Below are 19,284 nucleotides of genomic sequence, written 5' to 3'. Positions count from 1 at the left end.
CTACCGCGAGGTTTCGCCCCGCAGAATTTCTCATGTGTTCTGATAGTCGATGATCACCGCTGCCCGCTCACTCATGACGCGAACCTAGGTTTGGCAGAGTCACGCCCGCTAGGAACAGCGCCAGCGCGACGGCGGCCCCGATAATGGCGGGAATGCTGCTGCCAAGTTGGGTGGCAAGCGCCGCGCCGCCGCCGACCGCGACAACGGCGCCCTCGGCGAGGGCCTCGTATAGATTTGCTTGTTCGCGATCGGTGAGATCGACCGTCGCGTTCGGGGGACGCTTGCCGAGTTTGTGTGCGCGCCAGCCGCGGTGAACGGCCATGACCATGCCCCATGCTGCTGCCGTTCCCGCGACCACAAACATCCGGGCATCGTGTGTGCCCGACATCGCGAGCACGACGGCGAAGGCAGCGCTGCACGTCACGAGGCCAATGCCGATGTTTCGCTGGCGTCTCGACCAAAGATAGTCGGTCATGTTCGTCATTGGTCTACCTCTCATTGCAGTCCGATGGTTATGTCGTGCAGGCGTGAACTGCGGCGTCACGTTCTGCGGTGGTGATAGGCAGTTGGTATTTCGCCGCCACGGTCAGGTATTTGGTGACGTAGCTGCATGGCTGGTAGACGGGGAGCCAGCGATCTAATCCGCTGTCTTTCTTGGCCTCATTGGCTTGAGCGGAGACCGCGAGGAGTTCAACTGGATCGTTGGCGAAGATCCTGCGCTGCTGCAAACTCCACTTCGATGCACCCGCGTTCCACGCGCGATGCAACGGGACCAGATGATCGATAGCAACGTTTGCCAATTGGATGGTCTCTCCGGTGTATGGATCAATTAATTCCCCAGCCATCACTTTGCATTCGTGTGTTCCGGGTTTATATTTGATGTCGCTGAGTTGTTTGCTCAATACCCGGTCGCGGGTGTTGCAGCCGGAATGGTCGGTGGGGTCATCCCACGCCGGACCGAAATCGCACAAGTGGCCTTTGCGGCAGCTGCGGTCATAGCCGTCGGCCTGGTCGAGGTGATCGACGATCGTGACGCGGTGGAGCAGATCAGTCAGTTGGCCGCCGGCAGCTGCTACGGGCGGTTGCGCCGCGGTGGCTTCGTGGCCGAGCCCGGGGTGCAGCAGCCAGGCCGCCGCCGCCGCCATGGCCGCGGCAGCCCAAGCACCAGTGGCGCGGCCACGTCCGATACGCCCGAGAGGTGGGATTCGCCTGAGCACGTTCATGGCGCGGAATAATAAGCGCGGCGACGGACAGTAACGGCACGCCCGACGATGCGTGCAGTCATGCGGCCGCCGAGAACAGCGGCGGCCGCAGCGAGGTGGGCGGGCGGACCGGCAGCGGCACACCGTGTGCCCGGGCGCGCTCGATCGAATGGGTCAGGATCCGTGTGAGGACGTGTGCGTCGTCGAGGGCGTCGTGGGGGCGGGTCTGGGGCACCCGCCAGTGGCGTGCAAGGGTTGCCAGTTTGTGGTTGTCGACGGGTAGGTGCAGGTGGTTGGACAACTCGACGGTGCACATCACCGCGTCGACAGGGCACGGCACGGCTGTACGGCGGAATTCGTTGGCTAGGAACGCGTAATCGAAGGCGACGTTGTGTGCGACCAGTGTGCGGCCAGCTAGCAGTGCAGTCAGGCGGGTGGTGATATCGGCGAATTGCGGTTGACTGATCAGCATCTCGGCTGTGATGCCGTGAATGTTTGTCGGGCCTGGGTGCACGCCTGGATTGAGCAGCGTGACAACGGCGTCGGTGATCGTTGCGTGGTCGTCGACGGCCAACGCCGCGATGCTGATGATGCGGCAATGCTCGGGGCTGGTGCCTGAGGTTTCGACGTCGACGACCGCCCACTGTGCTCGATTACTCATGGACTCAGCATGGCGACCACCACCGACATGGGGAAAAATAGCCTGCTCTTAACTGTCCGTCGCTGGGTTTACATTCCGCGGCATGGATTACGGGCATGGCGGCCGGCGTGTGACGGGCGTTGGTCGCACCGGCCGACGGTACGGGCACGTCCACGCAGGGTTGATAAGGCCGATCATCGCGAACGGTGTTGTTCTGTGCTGGAAGTGATGGATTGGTTCTGCGGTGCGGGTGGCTCGTCGCAAGGCATCGAGGCTGTCCCGCATGTGCGGGTAGCCCGGGCGGCCAACCATTGGGGCAAGGCGATCGAGTCACATTCAGCGAACTTTCCCGAGGCCGATCACTATCTGGGGGATATCCGTGAGGCGCCGGTGGAGAAGTGGCCGGTCGCGGACCTGTTCTGGGCGTCCCCGGAGTGCCCGCAGTGGACGGTGGCGCGTGGGAAGCGGCGCGACTTCGATGCCACATTGCAGGGTGATCTTTTCGATACTCCGCGCGACGAGGAGGCCGAGCGCTCCCGGGCCTTGATGGAAGAGGTGCCCATGTATCTGCGCGGGGTGATCGAGCGGGGCGGGCGGGTTCGCGCCGGTGTGGTGGAAAACGTTGTCGATGTGCGGGCATGGGACCAGTGGGATCGGTGGCTGGGCGAGATCCGCAAACTTGGTTACAAGACCCGCGTGATCGCGTTGAATTCCATGCACGCCCAGTCGGCGCGTACGTTGATGGCTCCGCAGTCACGCGACCGGCTTTATGTGGCCTATTGGGACAGTGGATTACGCCGCGATCCCGATTGGGACAAGTGGTTGCGGCCGCGGGGGCTGTGTCAGACGTGCGGGGAGTGGGTTGAGGCGATCCAGGTGTTCAAGCGGCCGGGTGCTGACATGGGTCGTTTCCGGCAACAGTATGTGTACCGGTGTCCACGCGTGACATGTCGTAATGCTGTCTTCGAACCGCCGGTGTTGGCGGCGGCGGAGGCTATCGATTGGGCGCTGCGGGGTGAACGGATCGGCGACAAGCCGGTGCGTGAATTCAAGGACAAGAAGACGGGAGAGGTGTTCTTTGGCCCGCTCGCGCCGAAGACGATGACGCGGATTCTGGCTGGGATGCAGCGTTATTGGGGGCCTTTCGTTCTCGACCGGCGTGGTGAATACCGTGTGCGTCAGATCGATGAGCCGCTGTCGACGGTGACCACGATCGAGACCACGAAGGCGTTGGTGGTGCCCATCGAGGGGCGCGACGGTAAGGCCGCGGTGCCGGTCGGTGCGCCGTTGCGGACGATGACGACCCGCAACGAAACCGGGCTGGTGGTTCCCTGCGGTGGGACATGGCGCGACCAGGCCGCCTCTATCAGCGAACCGATGGCCACGCGTACGACTCGGGAATGTGACGGCATTGCGTTGCCGCCGTTTGTGACGCAGTTCCGTGACCGGCCGCGTCACCTTGCGCCGGCGACGGATCCGCTGAACACGATTGTGGCTGATGGCGCCAACCATGCTTTGGTGCAGCATGTTCCGTTTGTTACCGAGCTCCGGGGTGGCGGCAGCGACGCCCGGCCGGTCACCGATCCGCTTGCGACCGTGACCGCGTCGGGTAACCATCACGGCTTGGTCACTAGCTATTACGGCAACGGTGCAGCGCGCAGCACTGATCAGCCGCTGGGGACGGTCACTGCGGTCGACAGACACGCCCTGCTGATGCGGAACAACACCGCCCGTGGTGATCAGGGACAGATGACCACTCCGGTTTGGGAACCGGTCCGGACCATCACCACGTCGGGGCATCAGTCGCTGCTGAGTGCGTCGGTGCTGCCTGTTGAGCTCGCCTGAGGTGTTTCTGACTTAACCGCAGAGATCGCGCGGGAAATTACCCAATGCATGGCGTCTCCCCGGTGGGGTTGGTGCTGGTTCGACGATGGTAGTCCAGGCGGCGTTGGCGTGCTCGGTCGAGGCCGTCACGACGGGCCTGGCGGATAGCCTCTCCACGGCCGGCGTGCTCGTCGTCGGGGGTCACATAGCCAATCGCTTCGTGGAGCCTGACGCAATTGTATTCGGTTCGCACCCTTGCGAGTTCGGTTTCCAGCAGCGCCGGGTCGGTGATGGCCTCCAGGTGCGGCCACTCGCACTTGATGTGGCCGAAGAACGATTCGATCCACGCTTGGTCTTGTGGCACGCCGGGGCGACCATGGTGTTGGACGATGGCCATCAGGGCCATGAAAGCGCGGGTGTCGTGGGCGGTCATCGGCGGCCCGTTGTCGGAAACCGCCAGTAGGATCGGGCGGCGCGGATCGTCCGCGTCGAGGTCGAGGCGCTCGTCGGTCAGCAAATCCAACAGGTCCTCGATTTCGAGGGCGTGTTCGAAGACCACCTGCACCTGGGTGGTGGTCTCCTCGACGCTGACCAGGGTGTCGATCCACTTGCGTGACACCATATCGACGATGGCGAAGACGACGCGGCGAGCCCGGGTGAAGTGGGTCGCGTCCCAGATCCAAATCCGGTTGGGCGCCCACACCAGCCAGTCCGGCCAGGGCTTTTTCTCCGACCGGCGCCGTGGTTGAGGTGCCGGCAGGCTCAGCCCGTGGGTGATGAGCACCCGGCGCAGGGTGGCCGGCGCCACCCACACCAGCTGCTGGTAGGAGCCGCGGTGGGCCAGCTTGCGATGCGACCGGTCGATCGGACCCCACTGCTCGACCAGGTCGAGGATCGCGGCCACTTCCTCGGGCAGCAAACCGTGTATCGGGTGCCCGCCCGGGGCGCAGTCGACCAGGGTGCCAGTGTCGCGGCGCCGCGCCCGCCACCGGTGCACCCGCGAATCGGAGACCTGCCACAGCGCACACGCCCAGCTATGGGAGAACCCGGCTGCGACCGCCTCGTCGACCGTCTTGAGGACCAGCTCCTTCGCCTCGGCGGGGACCCGCGCCGGCACCGGTCCGCTCAGCCCCAGCCGGATTTTCCCCGCACAACCGCCAGCTCGATAGCCTGCGCCTTGACCGCCTCGGTCAACTGCGCGATCTCGGATCGTGCCGCCTCCAATTGCCAATCGCGTTGCCGGCCAGGACGCCCCGGCTTGCGGGCCAGGGCGGCCAGTGCGGCGTCTTTGACTGTGCGGCGTATCCCGATCACCGTTGACACGTCGACGGCCCACCTGCGCGCGGCCTCGGCCTGGCTGATCTCCCCGGCAGTGACCTGCAGGAAGATCTCCCACTTCGTCTCCGCCGACAGCTTCATCGGCCGCCGACGGCCGGACTCGTTCGACTCGGGCATGGATCGCTCCTCTCGGATCACCCGAGAAGACTCCCACCCTTGGGTAATTTCTCACCCCGATCTCTGCGGCGAAGTCAGACGCAAACCACGCCGATGTCTATTTTCGGATGCTTGAACCGCACGAGATTGGTCGGGCGATGGCGTTTGGGGATAGCTATGTGGTGGTGGGCAACAAGCGTCAGCGTGTCCGTCAGTATGGTAATGCCGTCACCCCGCCGGTCGCCGAGGTCATCGTGTCTGCGCTGGTGGAGGCGATCACCGGTGAGACCATAGAGCGTCTTGAACGGTGGTTGGTTTCTGACGAGTGCCACCGAACTGCTGTGTTGTGCAGCTAATTACAGCTTTGGTTTGTGGGCTTCGATTAGGACTCGTGAGCTGTGGGTGACGAAGCTTCCTTGGGCACGAATCTGCTCATGCATGTCGTGCAGTTTGTCGCGGTATTTGGCGACGGTGAAATCAGGGACCACCCAACTGAGTTTGCGGAGAAAGTAGACCACCGCGCCGATGTCGAAGAATTCTTCTTGGATTTCTTCGTGGCGGATGTCGACGGGTTCGAGCCCGGCCGCGGCGATTTCTTCGCCCACGGTTTCAAAGTTGACCTGTCCGCGGATTCGTCGATCTTTGGGTTGGGGGCCCAGGAAGTATTCGCGCAGCGTGCGTAGGTAGATGATGCCGACGTGCTGCGCGAAGTAGGTTCCGCCGGGCTTGAGGACCCGGGCGAACTCGTCCCACCACACAAATGACGGGTGGCGACTGGTGACGAATTCGAATGCGTTGTCGGAGAATGGTAGTGGTGGTTCGTTGCCGGTGGCGACGAGAACTGCGCCCAGAGGGTGCAGGAGTTGGGTGGCTGGCTCGATGTTGGGTGGCCAGGGTTCGGTGGCGGCCATGGTCGGAGGGAATGGGGCAGCGCCGGCGAGGACTTCGCCGCCGCCGGTCCACATGTCGAGTGCGGATTGGACCTGCGTGAGACGTTCTTTGAGTAGTCGTTGGTACCCCCAGGATGGGCGTTGCTCGGTTGCGCGGCCGTCGAGCCAGGAGAAGTCCCAACCGGAGACATCGACTGCATCGGCTTCGGTGATCAGTTCATCGAAAGTGCGGTCGCTGCTGTCGCTCATGTCTATTGCCTTCCGTTTTGTTTGTGCGTTTGGTTCGTGAAGTTCAGCGTGTGGGCTCGATGACCGACATGGTGTTGTTGCTGTTGGCGGTGTAGGCGGTGTGGGTGCTCGGGTCGATCGCTATGCCCCACAGCCGGTTTCCGACGTTGATGCTCGACGTGAGGGTGTGGGTGGCGGTGTCGATGGTCGCTACGGTCCCGTCGCTGCTGTTGGTGACGTAGGCGGTATGGGTTGTGGGGTCGACGGCGATGCCCCACGGGTTCGCGCCCGCTCTGATCGTGGCGGTGACGGCGCGGGCGGTGATGTCGACGACGGCCACGGTGTTGTCGGTGTAGTTGGCGGTGTAGGCCGCGTGTGCGGTGGAGTCGACCGCGATTCCGAGTGGACCGTTGCCGACGCTGATCGCGCTGGTCGTGACGGCGTCGTGCGCGGTATCGATCACTGACAGGGTGCCGTCACTGTTGTTGGTGACGTAGGCGGTGTGGGTCGTCGGATCCACGGCAACCATTTCTGGGTGCTTGCCGACCTGGACGGTTGCCATCACGCTGCGGTTGTCGATGTTGATGACGGACACCGTGTTATCCCAGTTGTTGGCCGTGAAGGCGGTGTGGGCCACCGTGTCGATGGCGATGCCCCAGGGATTTGTGCCGGCGGCGATCGTGGCGATGACGGAACGACTCATCGGGTCGACGACTGACACGCTGTCGTCGCGGTTGTTCGCGGTGTAGAGGGTGTGGGTGGCGGTGTCGACGGCCACCCCGATCGGGCCCCTCCCGACGGGGATGGTCGCGGTCACGGTGTGGGTTCGGGTGTCGATGACTGACACCGTGTTGGCGCTGTAGTCAGCGGTGTAGGCGCAATGAATGGCGGGGTCGACGGCCACTCCTTCTGGGTGTTTGCCGACTGGGATGGTGGCGCTGACGTGGGCGAAGGCCGTGCTGGCTGCGGGGGTGGCGGGCTGGCTGTGACTGCTCATCCAGAATGGGGTCGCCCCGATCAGACCGGCGGCAATGGTTCCGGCGGCGGCCAGCGCAGCGATCCTGCGGCGGCGAGACGGCGGGGGTGCGGGGATCTCTACGGGCGGGGCCGATGAGGCGGGGGCCGCCGTAAGGTTGGATTGGTGTGGTGCGGTGAGTGCGCGGCGAGCCGCGGCAGCTAGCTCGCCTGCACTGGCGTAGCGGTCGGCGGGGTCTTTGGCCATGCCCCGCGAGATGACGTCGTCGAGTTCGACTGGCACACCCGCGTGTTGGCTGGGTAGTGGGATGGGTGTTGCTAGGTGGGCGGCAACGAGAGCGGCCTGGTCGTCGGCGTCGTAAGGCGGTGCGCCGGTAAGGCATTCGTAGAGCACGCAGGTCAGAGCGTAGACGTCAGTGCGACGGTCGATCTTTTGCCCGTTGAATCGTTCGGGGGCCATGTAGGCGAAGGTTCCGATGGTGGTTCCGGCGCTGGTGAGTTTGGCGTCGGTGGCGGCGTTGGCCAGCCCGAAATCGACCAGGCAAGCGAAGTCCTCGGTGGTGAGCAGGATGTTCGCTGGCTTGACGTCGCGGTGCACAATTTCTTCGGCATGTGCGGCGTCCAGCGCGGAGGCGATTTGTGTGGCGATGGATATCGCTCGGGTGAGCTCGAGTGGCCCGGACTGGTTCAGCACGGCGCGCAGGTCAGTGCCCGGGATTAGACGCATGTCGATGAAGAGTTGGTTGTCGATCTCTCCGTAGTCGTGAATGGGCACGACGTGGGGTTCGTTGAGTCGGCCTGCGGTGGAGGCTTCCCGAAAGAGGCGTTGCCGGAAGGTCGGGTTGGCTGAATAGGAGGGCGGCAGCAATTTCAGCGCGACGGTCCGGTTTTTGACAGTGTCGAAGGCCTCATACACTTCGCCGAATCCGCCGCTGCCGAGCAGCCGCTTCAGCAGGTAGGGGCCAAACCGCGATCCGCTGCGCCATTCGGTCGTGTCGCCGGGGGGCGGCTGCTGCGACACAGTAACCCCCTGATGACCGTGGCGGTGGTATTTGTCGGGAGTTTAATCCGGTGCGTGCCACCGCTGATTCAGGTGGCGTTAACGTCGGCGGGTGAGCGCTTTGAGCGCCATCGACAGCGCCGCCTTGGTCTTGTCGTTGAGTGGAAGTTCGGCTTCGGCCGCGGTGATCATTTCGGCCGGCACGCCGGCGGCGTTGGCGGTTTCCTCCACGCTCAGCTCGGCGCGGTATCTGGCGGCGTAGAGCTGCTGGCCGAGCGTGGCACCGGGTGCGCGTGCCGCGCGCAACATGAGGTCTTTGTAGCGTCTGCGGACGGAGCTGAGCACGAGCGCCAGATCGGGATTTCCCTTGGCGGTAGCCGCGGCGTTGGCTGCGACGGACTCTAGTCGGCGCAGATCGGCCAAGAGTTTCCCGGCGCGGGCGCTGAAGGTCGCATCGTTGGTATCCGGCAGTTTCTCAATGGCATCGTTGACCGTCCCTAGTGCCACCTCGACGGCATCGGCCATGAGGGAGGCCTGACCTGTATTCGTTGTGCCGCCGGTGTTTTCGGAGTCGGCGGCGGTGATGTTGCCTTCCCGGCGGCGGCGCGCGATCTCGCCGTGCGGCCAGTTCAGCGCGTCCTCGAGTTTGGTCCGCGTGGCCTTGCGAGGCCAGCGGCGACCTTTCTCAAACTCGATGAGTCCGCCTGCGTTGATGATGCCTTGGCGGGCTAAATAGCGCTGCGTCAGCTTGAGTTCTTGGCGGCGTGCGGCGACCGCTGCGCCCGCGCGCGCGATTCCGGGGTCTTTGACCGGCAACTGCTCACTAATGTCGTCATCGTTGAGGGTGGGTTCCGGTGCTGGGGGTTGTGGCCCGAAGGCCACCGGGATCCCGTCAGGATTTCCTAGGTGGATCGTGATGCCGTCGCGGATCGGGATGGTGGAGTGCTGCACGCGGTCAGCGAAGATTCCGTTGCGGCTTTGGTCATAGGCGACCCATCCGTCGTCTGCTGTGTGTTCGAGGCGCATGTGCGTGCGAGAGATTCGGTCGTCATCCACGATGACGTGGGCGGATGCTTCGCGGCCCACGAGGATGGGGGCGTCGCGTGTATCGAATGTGTATGTGTCTGGCCCAACGTGAATGACCAGCGCTGACTGTGTGCGGCGCGGCTCGGATAATGCTGGTGGTGACGCTTCCTGGATGGTCCTCATGTGATCACACTCCAATGTTGCGCCCCCGCTATCACTGCTACAGCTAAAGCTATCACAGGGTTCCGCTCCGGGCTGTAGCGGATTCGGCTTGCGTTGGTGGGGCTAGATATGTCGGCTCGCTCTAGGAGACGAGTGTTCCCTTCGTCATCTAGCGCGAGCATCTGAAGGGTTGGTTGACCCGTCGCTGCAGCGGTCAGAGAGCGGCGTTTTTGCTGTTCAAGCATGGTCGGTGGCTGATTATGCTTCGCGAGGAAGATTGCCTCGATTTCCTGTTGCACTGCTACTGGGGAACATGATTTGATATGTAGCACTATTCGGGGAGTGAAGGCGGTGTAGACGTGTCAATTCAGGTTCGTGACGGAGTTGGAACGCTCCGCAGTCCAGTAGCACGTGTCAGCGCCGCGGCTGTGGCTTGTTCCCGCTCCCGGGCGCACCGCCGAGCCCATGCGAGCGAGCGGGCTGCGGTTGGCCGGCAAGAACAACATCGGGAGCAGTCAAATCCATTGTGGCCTGGTCTATTTCGGCACAGCTTGGCCTCATCGGCACGGGCTCACTACCAGCACGGGTGGTTACAACAAGTGGCCGCTCAGCACAGCCCTTCCGTAATTGTTATCAAATCGTTACCGCCAACTTGTCGGATCGATGTTTGCCAACTTACGTGACTTCTGCGGTGGTGACGTGTTGGAATTTTTGTACGAGTCGGGATAAGGCGCCGGCACCGGCGGCGGCGCAGGAAGGATTGGCAGTGCCTAAACAGCCCTCTAGCTGCATTCTTGGCCATCCAGCCAAGTTAATCAATGTGGCGTTTGAGTGCGGGGCAGATGCCGGAGAATCGCGCGCACGGATAGGCGTTGCGGGTCAGGTCCTGGCGGACCATTGTTTGCTCGACGTTCCGGGTTTACACCGGGATGCCTGGCGGCCGTTGACGGGCGCGGTTGTAGGCCGCACGGTACTCGTCGACGCTGATTCCCAAGCGTGCAGCCAGATTGGCGGCGTTCGTATCGGTCAGTCCGATGTCGGCGCGTTCGATGCCGCGAAGGGTGGTCGTGGCGATTCCTATGGCGGCCGCCAGCTCCGGTTGAGTCAGGCCGTTCATGACTCGCCAATCGCCGGGATAGCGATCAGGCGGGGCGATCAGCACGACTTCGCTGATCGGCGCTTTGAGGATTTTCATGGCCTTGGCCAGCAGGTCGACCTGCGGCGTGCGGGTGCCGGCTTCCCAGGAGTGGATCGTGGATGCGCCGATGTCGGCGAGTCGCGACAGGTCGGACACGCTGAGACCGCGGGTGCGGCGGGCGTCGGCGAACGCGGCGGCGCTGAAGCCACGCAGAACTTTCCTGGTCATGTGTGTTCTGCGCCGGTCATAGGAAGACAGGTTCACCGACGTCACCACTTTTCTTTTAATACGGCTGTCGTATCGAGTTGTCTTTGTGTAGAGTACAGGCTTGTTCGGTACTCACGAAGGAATTCGACATGAGCGCGCGGCGACTTATTGGACGGGGTGTCGACGGCCGCCCCATCCCTGAGCTGTCGCTGCTGGCCGGTTACGAGCCGCAGTTCGCACCCGTCCCGGGTGGCGGCGTCAATCAGCCTGTTGCGGCGGTGCGTCCGGTGTATTGGTGGGCGCAAGAGTTGAACCGTCAGGGTTACGTGGTGCGCCGGGTCCGGTTCGAGCTGAAATCGGTAACCGCAGTTGTCGTCGTCGAGTTGCCGTCGCACCGAGTCGTGGAGCTGATCCGGCGTCCGCAAGACACACCCGTGGTCACCGACCTGCCCTCGCTCTTGTTGGAGGCGGTGTGGCGGCTCAGCGCCGGCGGGTGGGTGCAGGAGCTTGCAGGTGCGGTCGGTTTGCTGAATGGGGCGGCTCCGCTGGCTCCGCTTGCGGTGTGCGAGCACAGCATTCCGGGTGTGCGTGATCAGCCCGAACCGCTTGTGCGAGTGCTGTATTGGTGGGCGCGGCGACTTTTGGGTTATGGGTGGCAATTGGAGTCCCTGGGCGAAGAGGTCGCCCGCGGTGGCTTCATTGCCCAGATTCCTGAGCCTGGCGGGCCGCTGCTGGTGATCTACCCGCGTCTGATACCTCACGATGGGACGGAGGCGTCGGCTCTGGCCAATGCGCTGTACCGCCTTACCCTGCCTCAGCGGGCGCTGCTTACTGGGCTTGTCGATGCCGCGGCTGCCGAGATCCAGGCCGCGGGTGCGACGTCGCTTAAGCGGACCGGTTCAGGAGGTGATGCCGCACCGCTGTGATTTCGGGGCGTATCGGCTCTTGATGCGCCTGCCGGACACGTTCATATAGACCCCAGGTGTGACGAAACCCCCCGAAGGGGGTTCGCTCCGATCCTTTTTGGTCGGGTGGAAGGTGACGCTTCCAGTCCCGGGGTCTCCATTAAAGGAGAGACTTTGCCAAGTCCATCTCAGGGTAAAGGCTGCGCCGGTGCCGGGGCAAGCGTTTCGCTACCTGTAGTTCAGAACTTTGCTGCGACCAGCGCGAATAGCTCCGCTACACGGAGCACGGTCCATGCCAGCGGTCACAGCGCGCGGATTAGCTCATTTGCGGATTCTGCCGGTCGTGGCTGCCCGCTGTGCGGTGAGGTGCCGGGAGAGCCGGTGTTTGTCGACGGCCAGTTGGCCTGCCGCGGCTGTGTGAGTTCGTGCGGCTGCTGCGGAGCCGCATGCCTACCGGGGGAGACGGCGTGCGATGAATGCCGCCGGCCTGATGAGGCGCTTGCGGGGGCGTCGGCGTTGGGGGCGTGGCGATGAGCGCGGCGATGGGCGAGGGGCTCTGCGTGCTGGGCGGGGCCCCGGAGATGTGGGCGCCCGAGCGGAAGCCGCACCGACCGCAGCTGGCGGTCCTCGCTAGCGTCTGCCGCGGTTGCCCGGCGCGGCGGTCGTGCGCTCAAGAGGCGCTGGACGACGAGTCCGGGTTGATCTACGGAGTCATTGCCGGCATCTGGGTTCCGGATCGGGGCAAGGCACGGCGGGACGCGATGGATGTCCTGGGCATCATCGCCGGCCAGCCCCGCCAGGACTTGGCGGTGCCGGCATGAGCGCGGCGGCTCGAGCCATGGTCGATGGGCGCGGCGGGGCGGGGCGGGGCGTGACTGGCAGCCCTCGTTATACCGATGTCGTTGCGCGGGTGCGCGCGGAGCTGTGCGGGCTGCCTGAATCCGGTGACGTGCTTGTCGGGCATGTCGCGGGACTGATCGCCTGGACAGCAGACGTACGACATGAAAACGGTGCTATGGCTGTGCCGTTGGACAACATCAAGACTGCCCGGTGGCTGGCCAGCCGGCTACCCGAGCCCGCTGTTGACGTCGAGGTCGACAGCCCCGGGGCGGTCGTTCGGATCAGGAACCCGCAAACGGTGCTAGGCCGCTATGGTTACCGGCGCGGGCGGTGGATGTTCAGCCACGGCTTGCTCACGGCCCTGGGTGTCGCACGCGGTGCGGTGCACGCCGCGGGAGTGTTTACTGCGCGGGGCGATTTGGTGGTGCCCAGCCCGACGGTGTCGTCGATGTTGACCGTTACCGGGATATTTCGGCGGTTGCGTATCGATGCGGTGCCCAGCGGAGGTGTTCCGAGGACTCGCATTCGCGCCAACGGCGATGACGTCGGTAGTGCGTTGGGGCGACTGGGCGTTGATGATGCTGCGGGCTACTACCGGAAGGTTCGGGAAGCGACAACCGTGGTGCGCGGGAAGGCCCCACGATCATGAGCGGGTCTATGCGGGTAGATTCGGCTCGCCGGCGTTATATCGCGCATACGATGCGGCGGCGGGGCACTCCGCTTGATGCGATCGCTGAACATCTCAAAGTTGAGAAACGCAGTGTCGCTCGTTATTTGGCACAGCCATGCCCGACGTTGGAAACGCCAATCAGGCTTGATGATTTCATCTGGCAGGGTGCGTGTGCGGGCCAAGGTGACGTGATGTTCCGCGAGGATTCCGCGGGGATCGCCGCGGCCAAGCAGTTGTGCGAGCAATGCCCGGTGATGAGTCAATGCCGCACCTACGGATTGACGACCGGCAAGCATGACGTAGGCGTGTGGGGTGGTCTGTCGGAGACCGAGCGGCGGGCTATGTTACGCCGGAAGACGCGTGCAGCATGACCAGACAACATGTGGACTCTGTTGTGGCGGCGAGTCTTTCCGCGGTTGGGCCTCTACCTGCGGATGGCGACGCGGCGTACCGGCGGGGGTTGTGCCGCGACTGCTTTGTCACTCGGTACTCGCCGGGTCGGACACGGTGTACGGACTGCCACAGCGTCTATGCGGCCAGTGGGCCTGTGGCGGCGGCGGCCGCCGGGGCTGCTCGGCGGGCAGCCTGGATCGGTGACCGCGTGGGGGTGACGGCGTGATGGCTGGTGCGCGCCGGCCGCGCGGATATGCAAATAATCCCGAGCTGTCCGGTGCTGGGGCCCGCGCTAATTCGCGCCGGGCGGCTGAGGCCGGGCGGCGGCAGGCCCATGTGGCGCGCGAGGCTCTGGCAGTCCTTCGGGCCGGCGGTGGTCGTCAGCAGTGGCTGAATGCGCTGGAATTACGTGTGGCTCGGCCTGATTCGTCTATGGGTGAGTTGGGCGCGGCGATGACGCCGCCGATGACTAAAGACGCGTACGCGGCATTGCTGCGGCGGGCTGTGCGGGCCGCAGATGCTGCGCGGGCCGGTGAGTCGACGGCCCCGCGGGCCGGTCATCAAGATACCGAAGCTATTCGCGTTGTTTTGGGGGAGTTGTTGTCCTCAGGTCGATTCATCACAACATCCGAGCTTCGTATCCGGTTGGGCGATCACGGATTTCCTGGTCTGGCTCACGAGACGGTATATCGGCAGCTGCGCGTGTTGGCCGGCCGAGGGCTGATCCGGCGCGTTGGGGGGGCCGGGCACGGCCGTGATGTGCGATGGACGAGCCGCGGTAGTTGGTCCGGCAGTGGGGTTCGGCGATGACTCTTGCGTTGAACGTGCACCTAGCGGGAGTTTCCAGCCTTTGTAGCTGATCGGCGTGTCTTGCGTTGTGGTGCTTGATGTTTGTGGGGCTGGAGTGTATTACCCATATATGGCGTCGATCGTGGGTAAGCGGCGCGGCAAGCAGACCTATTACTACCTGGTGGAATCGGCCCGCGTGCAAGGTAAGCCGCGCATCGTTTCGCAGCAGTATTTGGGCAGCGCGGAGGAGGTGATGGCGAAGCTGTCGGCGACGCCGGCCGGGCAGCCGATCCGTAGCCAGCACAAGCAGTTCGGGGATCTGGCTGCGGTGTGGTCGATGCTGGCCCGGCTGGATGTGGCCGGCATCGTCAACGACGTGGCGCCCCGGTACGCGAACGCGGCCGCACCGGTGGGCACCTATGTGGCCCTGGCGTGCGCGAACCGGATTGTCGACCCATGTTCCAAGCGTGGCTTCGCCGACTGGTGGGCCACCACGGCCGGGTCACGGTGGGTGAAGCTGGACCGGGCCGCGCTGGATCATCGCCGGTTCTGGGACGCGATGGACCGCCTCGGCCAGACCGAACTGCGTGAGATCGAGACCCGGCTGGGACGGCGGATGGTGACCGAGTTCGGGCTGGATTTGACCGGGCTGGCGTTGGACATGACCAACTTCGCCACCTTCATCGACACCGGCAACGACCGCGCGCCGATCGCGCAGCGGGGCAAGGCCAAGCAGAAACGCACCGATCTGCGGTTGGTCGGGCTGGCCCTGGTCGTCACCCGCGACGGCGGGGTGCCCGTGATCAGCCACCCCTATCCCGGGGACCGGCCCGATGTCACCCAGTTCAGCACCGTCGTCGACGAACTGCTCACCCGCTACCGGGACCTGGTCGAGCACGTGGAGTCGCTGACCGTGGTCTATGACGCCGGGCAAAACAGCAGCGACAACCATGCGGTAGTGGAGGCGCACCGGATCGGGTTCGTCGGTTCGCTGCCGCCCAGCGATCACCCCGAACTGCTGCAGATCCCGACCCGGGACTACCGGCCCGTGGACGACGACCGCTACCCCGAGCTGAGCTATGTCGACACCACCGTCACCGCGCTCGGCGTCACCCGCCGAGCGGTACTCACCCACTCGGCGAACCTGGCGGCCAAACAATCCCGCGGCCTGGACCAGACCCTGGCCAAGGCCCGGCGCCGCCTGGCCGAGCTGGCCGCCCGCCTCGCGCGCGGCCGCACCCGCCGCGACCGCGACCAGGTCCAGGCCGAGATCACCGCGATCCTCAAACCCCGCTGGGTCGCCGACATCATCACCACCACCCTCACCGGCGACACGCCCGCCCAATTGAGGCTGTCCTGGCGCACCGACACCAAGGCCCGAAAGCGCCTGCAAGAACGGCTGTTCGGCAAGCGCATCCTATTCACCAACCGCGACTGGCCGGTACCCGACGTGGTGGCCGCCTACCGATCGCAATCCGACGCCGAATTCGGGTTCCGCCAACTCAAAGACCCCCACGTAGTCTCGTTCAGCCCGATGCACCACTGGACCGACTCCAAGATCCGGGTGCACGTGTTCTACTGCGTGCTCGCCCTGGCCGTCGCCCACCTGATGCGCCGCCAGACCGAGCACGCCGGGCTGCACCTGTCGGTACGCGAACTACTCGACGAACTCTCCGGCATCCAAGAGACCGTGTTGATTTACCACGACGGCAGCAAGGGACGGCCCCGCGTGCAGCGCATGCTCACCGACACCAGCCCCACCCAACAGCGACTCGCCGACCTGTTCGCAATCCACCAATACGCACCCACCCGCTGACCAACAACGCCCAACACAACGACTTGGGTAATACACCAACCCTGCCAAAAACCCAACCCCACCAGGGCAAATCAGGCCGTCGATCAACGAAGGCCGGAAACTCCCGCTAGGGCATCTCAAGAGCGCGTCACACGCGGTGTTCTCCGATGACGGCCGTTATCGGTACCAGTTGACTCGTTGCCCGAAGCCACGGCTGCCGATGCTGGCTGTGGTGGGGCTCGCGCCGTCGACCGCCGGGGTGTATCGAAATGATGCGACGGTTCGGCATCTGCTGGGCTTGGTTGAGGCCAGTGGTCACGGCGGATTCACACTCGTCAACTTGTATGCCGGTATCGGCTTCGATCCGAAAGATCCTGCCACGATCGACGATCCGGTCGGCGCGCTAAACGACATGTATGTGCAGCGTGCCGCCGACGAGCACGACCTGATCGTGTTGGCGTGGGGCGAGGGCGCCGATCCGGTGCGGGCCCGCGCTGTGGCAGCCCGGCTGTGGCGCACGGTGTGCAGCACGGGAGGGCAGTTGGCGGTGTGGCAGTGGACGGCCGGTGGCCAACCGCACCACCTGTTGGAGGTGAATCACAACACCCTATTGCAGTGCCTCAGCGGTGGGGCGCACACCGATTTCGTCGATGTCGATCCTCGGTGGCCGGACCTGGTCGCGTCATGCGTCGAACCTGATTATGGGGTTGGAGGCCACTATGTTTCACCATGACGGCCCTCATAGTGTGGGCCCGGTTCTGGGTCTGTTGCGTCTGATGGTGTTCACGCTGGGCGTCGTACTGCTGGTGCGGCTGTGCCTGGAATGGCATGCCAGTTGTGCTTGGCTACTGGTAGTTGGTGCGGTGTGGATCTGGAGGCGGCGGCGGACCCGCACCCGCGCTCTTGTGGCCCGCCGTGAGGCGTGGTTGCAGCGTTACGTCGCCGAGTCATTGACCGATGCCAATCTTCGGTGGGCGGTGACGGTGTGGTCACGCAGGAACCGATGATGCTCGCCGGCGATATGGCACGCGTGGGCGGCTCGGCGGTCGGGGTGGCCGAGGACCTGGTCGGGGTGCTGCGGTCACACATCATTCGCGGGCAACGGGAAACCCAGATCCAGGACGGGGTGGAACAGGTCCTGCGGGCCGCCACACGGTATGAGGTTGTGCGCGAGTGCCGGTTATCGGCGCAAGACCGCCCGGACTTTCTCGTCGATGGCCGAGTGGTGATCGAAGTCAAAATGCGGGCATCGGGATCTGAGGTGCTCTGGCAGTTAGGGCGTTACGCCGCACATGAGCGCGTTGCGGCGATCGTTGTTGCCTCACCACGGTTTTCGACACTGTCACGGATCCCGTCGATGATCCACGGGGTTGCGGTGCGTGTCGTCGGGCTGTCGGGGGCGGGGCTGCGATGAGCGCGCGGGTAGCGGGTCAGTACCGGTGGCTGCCAGAGGGCGTTTGGGAAATAGAGGCCACCCCCGATGTGATGATGCGGATCAAGCGGTGGTTCCCGCGGGTCGACACCACCTGCCGCGGCACGGTCACCGTCACCGGCACCGATGAGGTCGCCCGCGATCTGGAGATGATCGTTGGACGCCACCCGATGCGCGCCTCGGTGCAGGATCGCCGGCGGCTGCAGGAAATGGCCGCGGCGCACCGGCGCAGTGAGGCGGCGGTAGCGCGGTTGATGTCCGGCGAAACTCTCAGTGTGGGGGAGGGGCCGGGCTGGGTGCAGTCGACTAAGCCGTTGCGTCCTTCTCAGCGGATCGCCCGGGATCTGGTGTGGACGTCGGGCGGGGTGCTTGTCGCCGACGCTTTGGGCGCGGGTAAGACGGTCACTTCGCTGGCGTTGTTGGAGCAGCCCGAAGCGCGGCCGGCGCTGGTGGTGACGTTGACCGGCGTTATGGGTCAGCAGTGGCGAGATGAGCTGGCTGAGTTCTACCCGATGCTGACCTCGATCGAGGTGCGAACCGGTGAGCTGCACTCGTTGAAGGTGCGGGGCCGGGTAGCTGATCTGATCGTGATGAATTACGCCAAGCTCGACAAGTGGCAATACAGGTTGAAAGGTCTTGTGCGAACAGTGATTTTCGACGAGACCCAGGAACTTCGCCGTTGCGATTCTAACCGGTACAAGGCTGCGATGAGCGTGGCGTCGGCGGCGCGGTTCCGTATCGGCATCACCAACACCCCGGTCTTCAATTACGGCGGATCGGAGATCTACAACGTCATCGACGCGCTACGGCCTGGTGTGTTGGGGTCCCGGGACGAGTTCGCCCGCGAGTGGTGCAACACCTCCAGCCTGCATATCAAGTCGATGGTCGCTGATCCTGCGGCGCTGAACTCGTACCTGAAAGCTCACGGGTTACTGTTGCGGCGCAGCCTGGAAGAGATCGGTATCGAGCTTCCTCCGCTGTATCCGATCGAGCAACCCGTTCCCTCAGACCCGAAGGTGCTAGCCGAAATTGAGGGCAATGCGGTCGAGTTGGCGCGGTTGATCCTCGATCAGTCGGCCAATCCGCGTGAGCGGTGGAGCGCGGCCGGGCAGTTCGACTGGCTGATGCGCCAGCAGACTGGAATCGCCAAGGCCCCGTTCGTTGCCGACTTCGTCAAGATGGTGCTGCAAAGCCAGCAGCGCGTCATCCTTCTGGGTTGGCATCACGCGTGCCACCGGATCTGGATGGAACAGTTGGCCGACTACGAGCCGATGCTGTACACGGGGGAGCAGACCAACACCCAAAAGGCGCGCAGCATCGCGGCTTTCAAGAACGGTTCTTGCCGGGTTCTGATCATGTCGGTGCGCTCCGGGGCCGGCGTGGATGGACTGCAGCAAGTTGCGTCCACGCTGGTGTTCGGTGAGCTCGACTGGTCCCCGGGCCCGCACAAGCAAGCCATGGGGCGGCTACACCGGCCCGGTCAGACGGTCCCGACGATGGCCTACTTCTGTGTCACCGACTCCGGGTCCGACCCCATCATGGTGGAAACTCTTGACCTCAAGCAGATGCAGGCCGACGGGATCCTCGATCCTGTCCCCCTTGACGCGGATTCGCGTCAAGGCCAGCTCGAGCCACACGTCGAACGCTACGACCAAATCAAGCGCATCGCCGCCAACTACCTGGCCAGTATCGACGAGCAGTCTTCGCAGCGGAGGTCCGCATGACCGATCACCC

Annotated in this window: 20 protein-coding genes; 11 read left to right on the top strand and 9 right to left on the bottom strand. The window is 64.3% G+C overall.

Annotated features, from left to right (window positions below):
- Nucleotides 1-67: 67 nt before the first annotated feature.
- From AB8998_RS30955 to AB8998_RS30945, 3 genes are read right to left on the bottom strand one after another with little or no spacing between them, the layout of a single operon-like run.
- The gene (locus tag AB8998_RS30955; RefSeq protein ID WP_369742109.1) at nucleotides 68-484 is read right to left on the bottom strand and encodes a hypothetical protein; all 417 of its coding nucleotides are present in this window, start codon (nucleotides 482-484) and stop codon (nucleotides 68-70) included.
- Nucleotides 485-512: 28 nt separating this feature from the next.
- Nucleotides 513-1,223 carry an HNH endonuclease family protein gene (locus tag AB8998_RS30950; protein WP_369742108.1) on the bottom strand — a complete coding sequence of 237 codons (711 nt, stop codon included), beginning with the start codon at nucleotides 1,221-1,223 and terminating at the stop codon, nucleotides 513-515.
- Nucleotides 1,224-1,281: 58 nt separating this feature from the next.
- Nucleotides 1,282-1,863: an exonuclease domain-containing protein gene (locus AB8998_RS30945; protein WP_369742107.1), complete on the bottom strand. Its 582-nt coding sequence runs from the start codon at nucleotides 1,861-1,863 to the stop codon at nucleotides 1,282-1,284.
- Between the two features lie 195 nt (nucleotides 1,864-2,058).
- Between AB8998_RS30945 and AB8998_RS30940 the strand changes: the two genes are divergently transcribed.
- Nucleotides 2,059-3,687, top strand: a complete 1,629-nt coding sequence (locus tag AB8998_RS30940) for a DNA cytosine methyltransferase (protein WP_369742106.1) — start codon at nucleotides 2,059-2,061, stop codon at nucleotides 3,685-3,687.
- A gap of 37 nt (nucleotides 3,688-3,724) precedes the next feature.
- On the opposite strand, the gene AB8998_RS30935 is transcribed toward AB8998_RS30940, so the two are convergent.
- Together AB8998_RS30935 and AB8998_RS30930 are read right to left on the bottom strand one after the other, a co-directional pair.
- Nucleotides 3,725-4,783, bottom strand: a complete 1,059-nt coding sequence (locus tag AB8998_RS30935; protein ID WP_369739255.1) for a transposase — start codon at nucleotides 4,781-4,783, stop codon at nucleotides 3,725-3,727.
- 8 nt (nucleotides 4,784-4,791) lie between these two features.
- On the bottom strand, nucleotides 4,792-5,121 hold the full coding sequence (locus AB8998_RS30930) for a hypothetical protein (RefSeq protein WP_369739254.1): 330 nt from the start codon (nucleotides 5,119-5,121) through the stop codon (nucleotides 4,792-4,794).
- A 59-nt stretch (nucleotides 5,122-5,180) separates the two neighbouring features.
- Between AB8998_RS30930 and AB8998_RS30925 the strand changes: the two genes are divergently transcribed.
- Entirely contained in the window at nucleotides 5,181-5,456 is a 276-nt protein-coding gene (locus AB8998_RS30925) for a DNA cytosine methyltransferase (protein ID WP_369742211.1), read from the top strand.
- Here the strand turns inward: AB8998_RS30925 and AB8998_RS30920 are convergent, their stop codons facing one another.
- From AB8998_RS30920 to AB8998_RS30905, 4 genes are all read right to left on the bottom strand, one after another.
- Nucleotides 5,457-6,239, bottom strand: a complete 783-nt coding sequence (locus AB8998_RS30920; protein ID WP_369742105.1) for a methyltransferase domain-containing protein — start codon at nucleotides 6,237-6,239, stop codon at nucleotides 5,457-5,459. It lies immediately after the preceding gene.
- A gap of 43 nt (nucleotides 6,240-6,282) precedes the next feature.
- A complete protein-coding gene (locus AB8998_RS30915) occupies nucleotides 6,283-8,214 on the bottom strand; it encodes a protein kinase domain-containing protein (RefSeq protein WP_369742104.1) in 1,932 nt (643 codons plus the stop codon).
- 78 nt (nucleotides 8,215-8,292) lie between these two features.
- On the bottom strand, nucleotides 8,293-9,402 hold the full coding sequence (locus AB8998_RS30910) for an FHA domain-containing protein (RefSeq protein ID WP_369742103.1): 1,110 nt from the start codon (nucleotides 9,400-9,402) through the stop codon (nucleotides 8,293-8,295).
- 898 nt (nucleotides 9,403-10,300) lie between these two features.
- The gene (locus AB8998_RS30905) at nucleotides 10,301-10,747 is read right to left on the bottom strand and encodes a helix-turn-helix domain-containing protein (protein ID WP_369742102.1); all 447 of its coding nucleotides are present in this window, start codon (nucleotides 10,745-10,747) and stop codon (nucleotides 10,301-10,303) included.
- 128 nt (nucleotides 10,748-10,875) lie between these two features.
- Between AB8998_RS30905 and AB8998_RS30900 the strand changes: the two genes are divergently transcribed.
- The 9 genes from AB8998_RS30900 (at nucleotide 10,876) to AB8998_RS30860 (ending at nucleotide 19,274) form a co-directional block, all read left to right on the top strand.
- A complete protein-coding gene (locus AB8998_RS30900; RefSeq protein WP_369742101.1) occupies nucleotides 10,876-11,652 on the top strand; it encodes a hypothetical protein in 777 nt (258 codons plus the stop codon).
- 509 nt (nucleotides 11,653-12,161) lie between these two features.
- Nucleotides 12,162-12,452 (top strand): WhiB family transcriptional regulator, encoded by a 291-nt coding sequence (locus AB8998_RS30895; protein ID WP_369742100.1) that lies wholly within the window; start codon nucleotides 12,162-12,164, stop codon nucleotides 12,450-12,452.
- Nucleotides 12,453-12,646: 194 nt separating this feature from the next.
- On the top strand, nucleotides 12,647-13,120 hold the full coding sequence (locus tag AB8998_RS30890) for a hypothetical protein (RefSeq protein ID WP_369742099.1): 474 nt from the start codon (nucleotides 12,647-12,649) through the stop codon (nucleotides 13,118-13,120).
- Entirely contained in the window at nucleotides 13,117-13,512 is a 396-nt protein-coding gene (locus AB8998_RS30885; protein WP_369742098.1) for a WhiB family transcriptional regulator, read from the top strand. Before AB8998_RS30890 ends, AB8998_RS30885 begins: the two co-directional genes overlap by 4 nt.
- 247 nt (nucleotides 13,513-13,759) lie before the next feature.
- Complete coding sequence (locus AB8998_RS30880; protein ID WP_369742097.1) at nucleotides 13,760-14,344, top strand: helix-turn-helix domain-containing protein; 585 nt, start codon at nucleotides 13,760-13,762, stop codon at nucleotides 14,342-14,344.
- A gap of 109 nt (nucleotides 14,345-14,453) precedes the next feature.
- Nucleotides 14,454-16,139 (top strand): IS1634 family transposase, encoded by a 1,686-nt coding sequence (locus AB8998_RS30875; RefSeq protein ID WP_369736745.1) that lies wholly within the window; start codon nucleotides 14,454-14,456, stop codon nucleotides 16,137-16,139.
- A gap of 136 nt (nucleotides 16,140-16,275) precedes the next feature.
- Nucleotides 16,276-16,851: a DUF1643 domain-containing protein gene (locus AB8998_RS30870; protein WP_369742096.1), complete on the top strand. Its 576-nt coding sequence runs from the start codon at nucleotides 16,276-16,278 to the stop codon at nucleotides 16,849-16,851.
- A gap of 237 nt (nucleotides 16,852-17,088) precedes the next feature.
- Entirely contained in the window at nucleotides 17,089-17,532 is a 444-nt protein-coding gene (locus tag AB8998_RS30865; RefSeq protein ID WP_369742095.1) for a hypothetical protein, read from the top strand.
- A complete protein-coding gene (locus AB8998_RS30860) occupies nucleotides 17,529-19,274 on the top strand; it encodes an SNF2-related protein (protein ID WP_369742094.1) in 1,746 nt (581 codons plus the stop codon). Before AB8998_RS30865 ends, AB8998_RS30860 begins: the two co-directional genes overlap by 4 nt.
- The last annotated feature ends 10 nt before the right edge of the window (nucleotides 19,275-19,284 follow it).

It is taken from the genome of Mycobacterium sp. HUMS_12744610 (genome assembly GCF_041206865.1).
Lineage (GTDB): Bacteria > Actinomycetota > Actinomycetes > Mycobacteriales > Mycobacteriaceae > Mycobacterium > Mycobacterium servetii.
The sequence above is the reverse complement of the archived record's forward strand: the minus strand, read 5'-3'. Positions and strand labels throughout refer to the sequence as shown.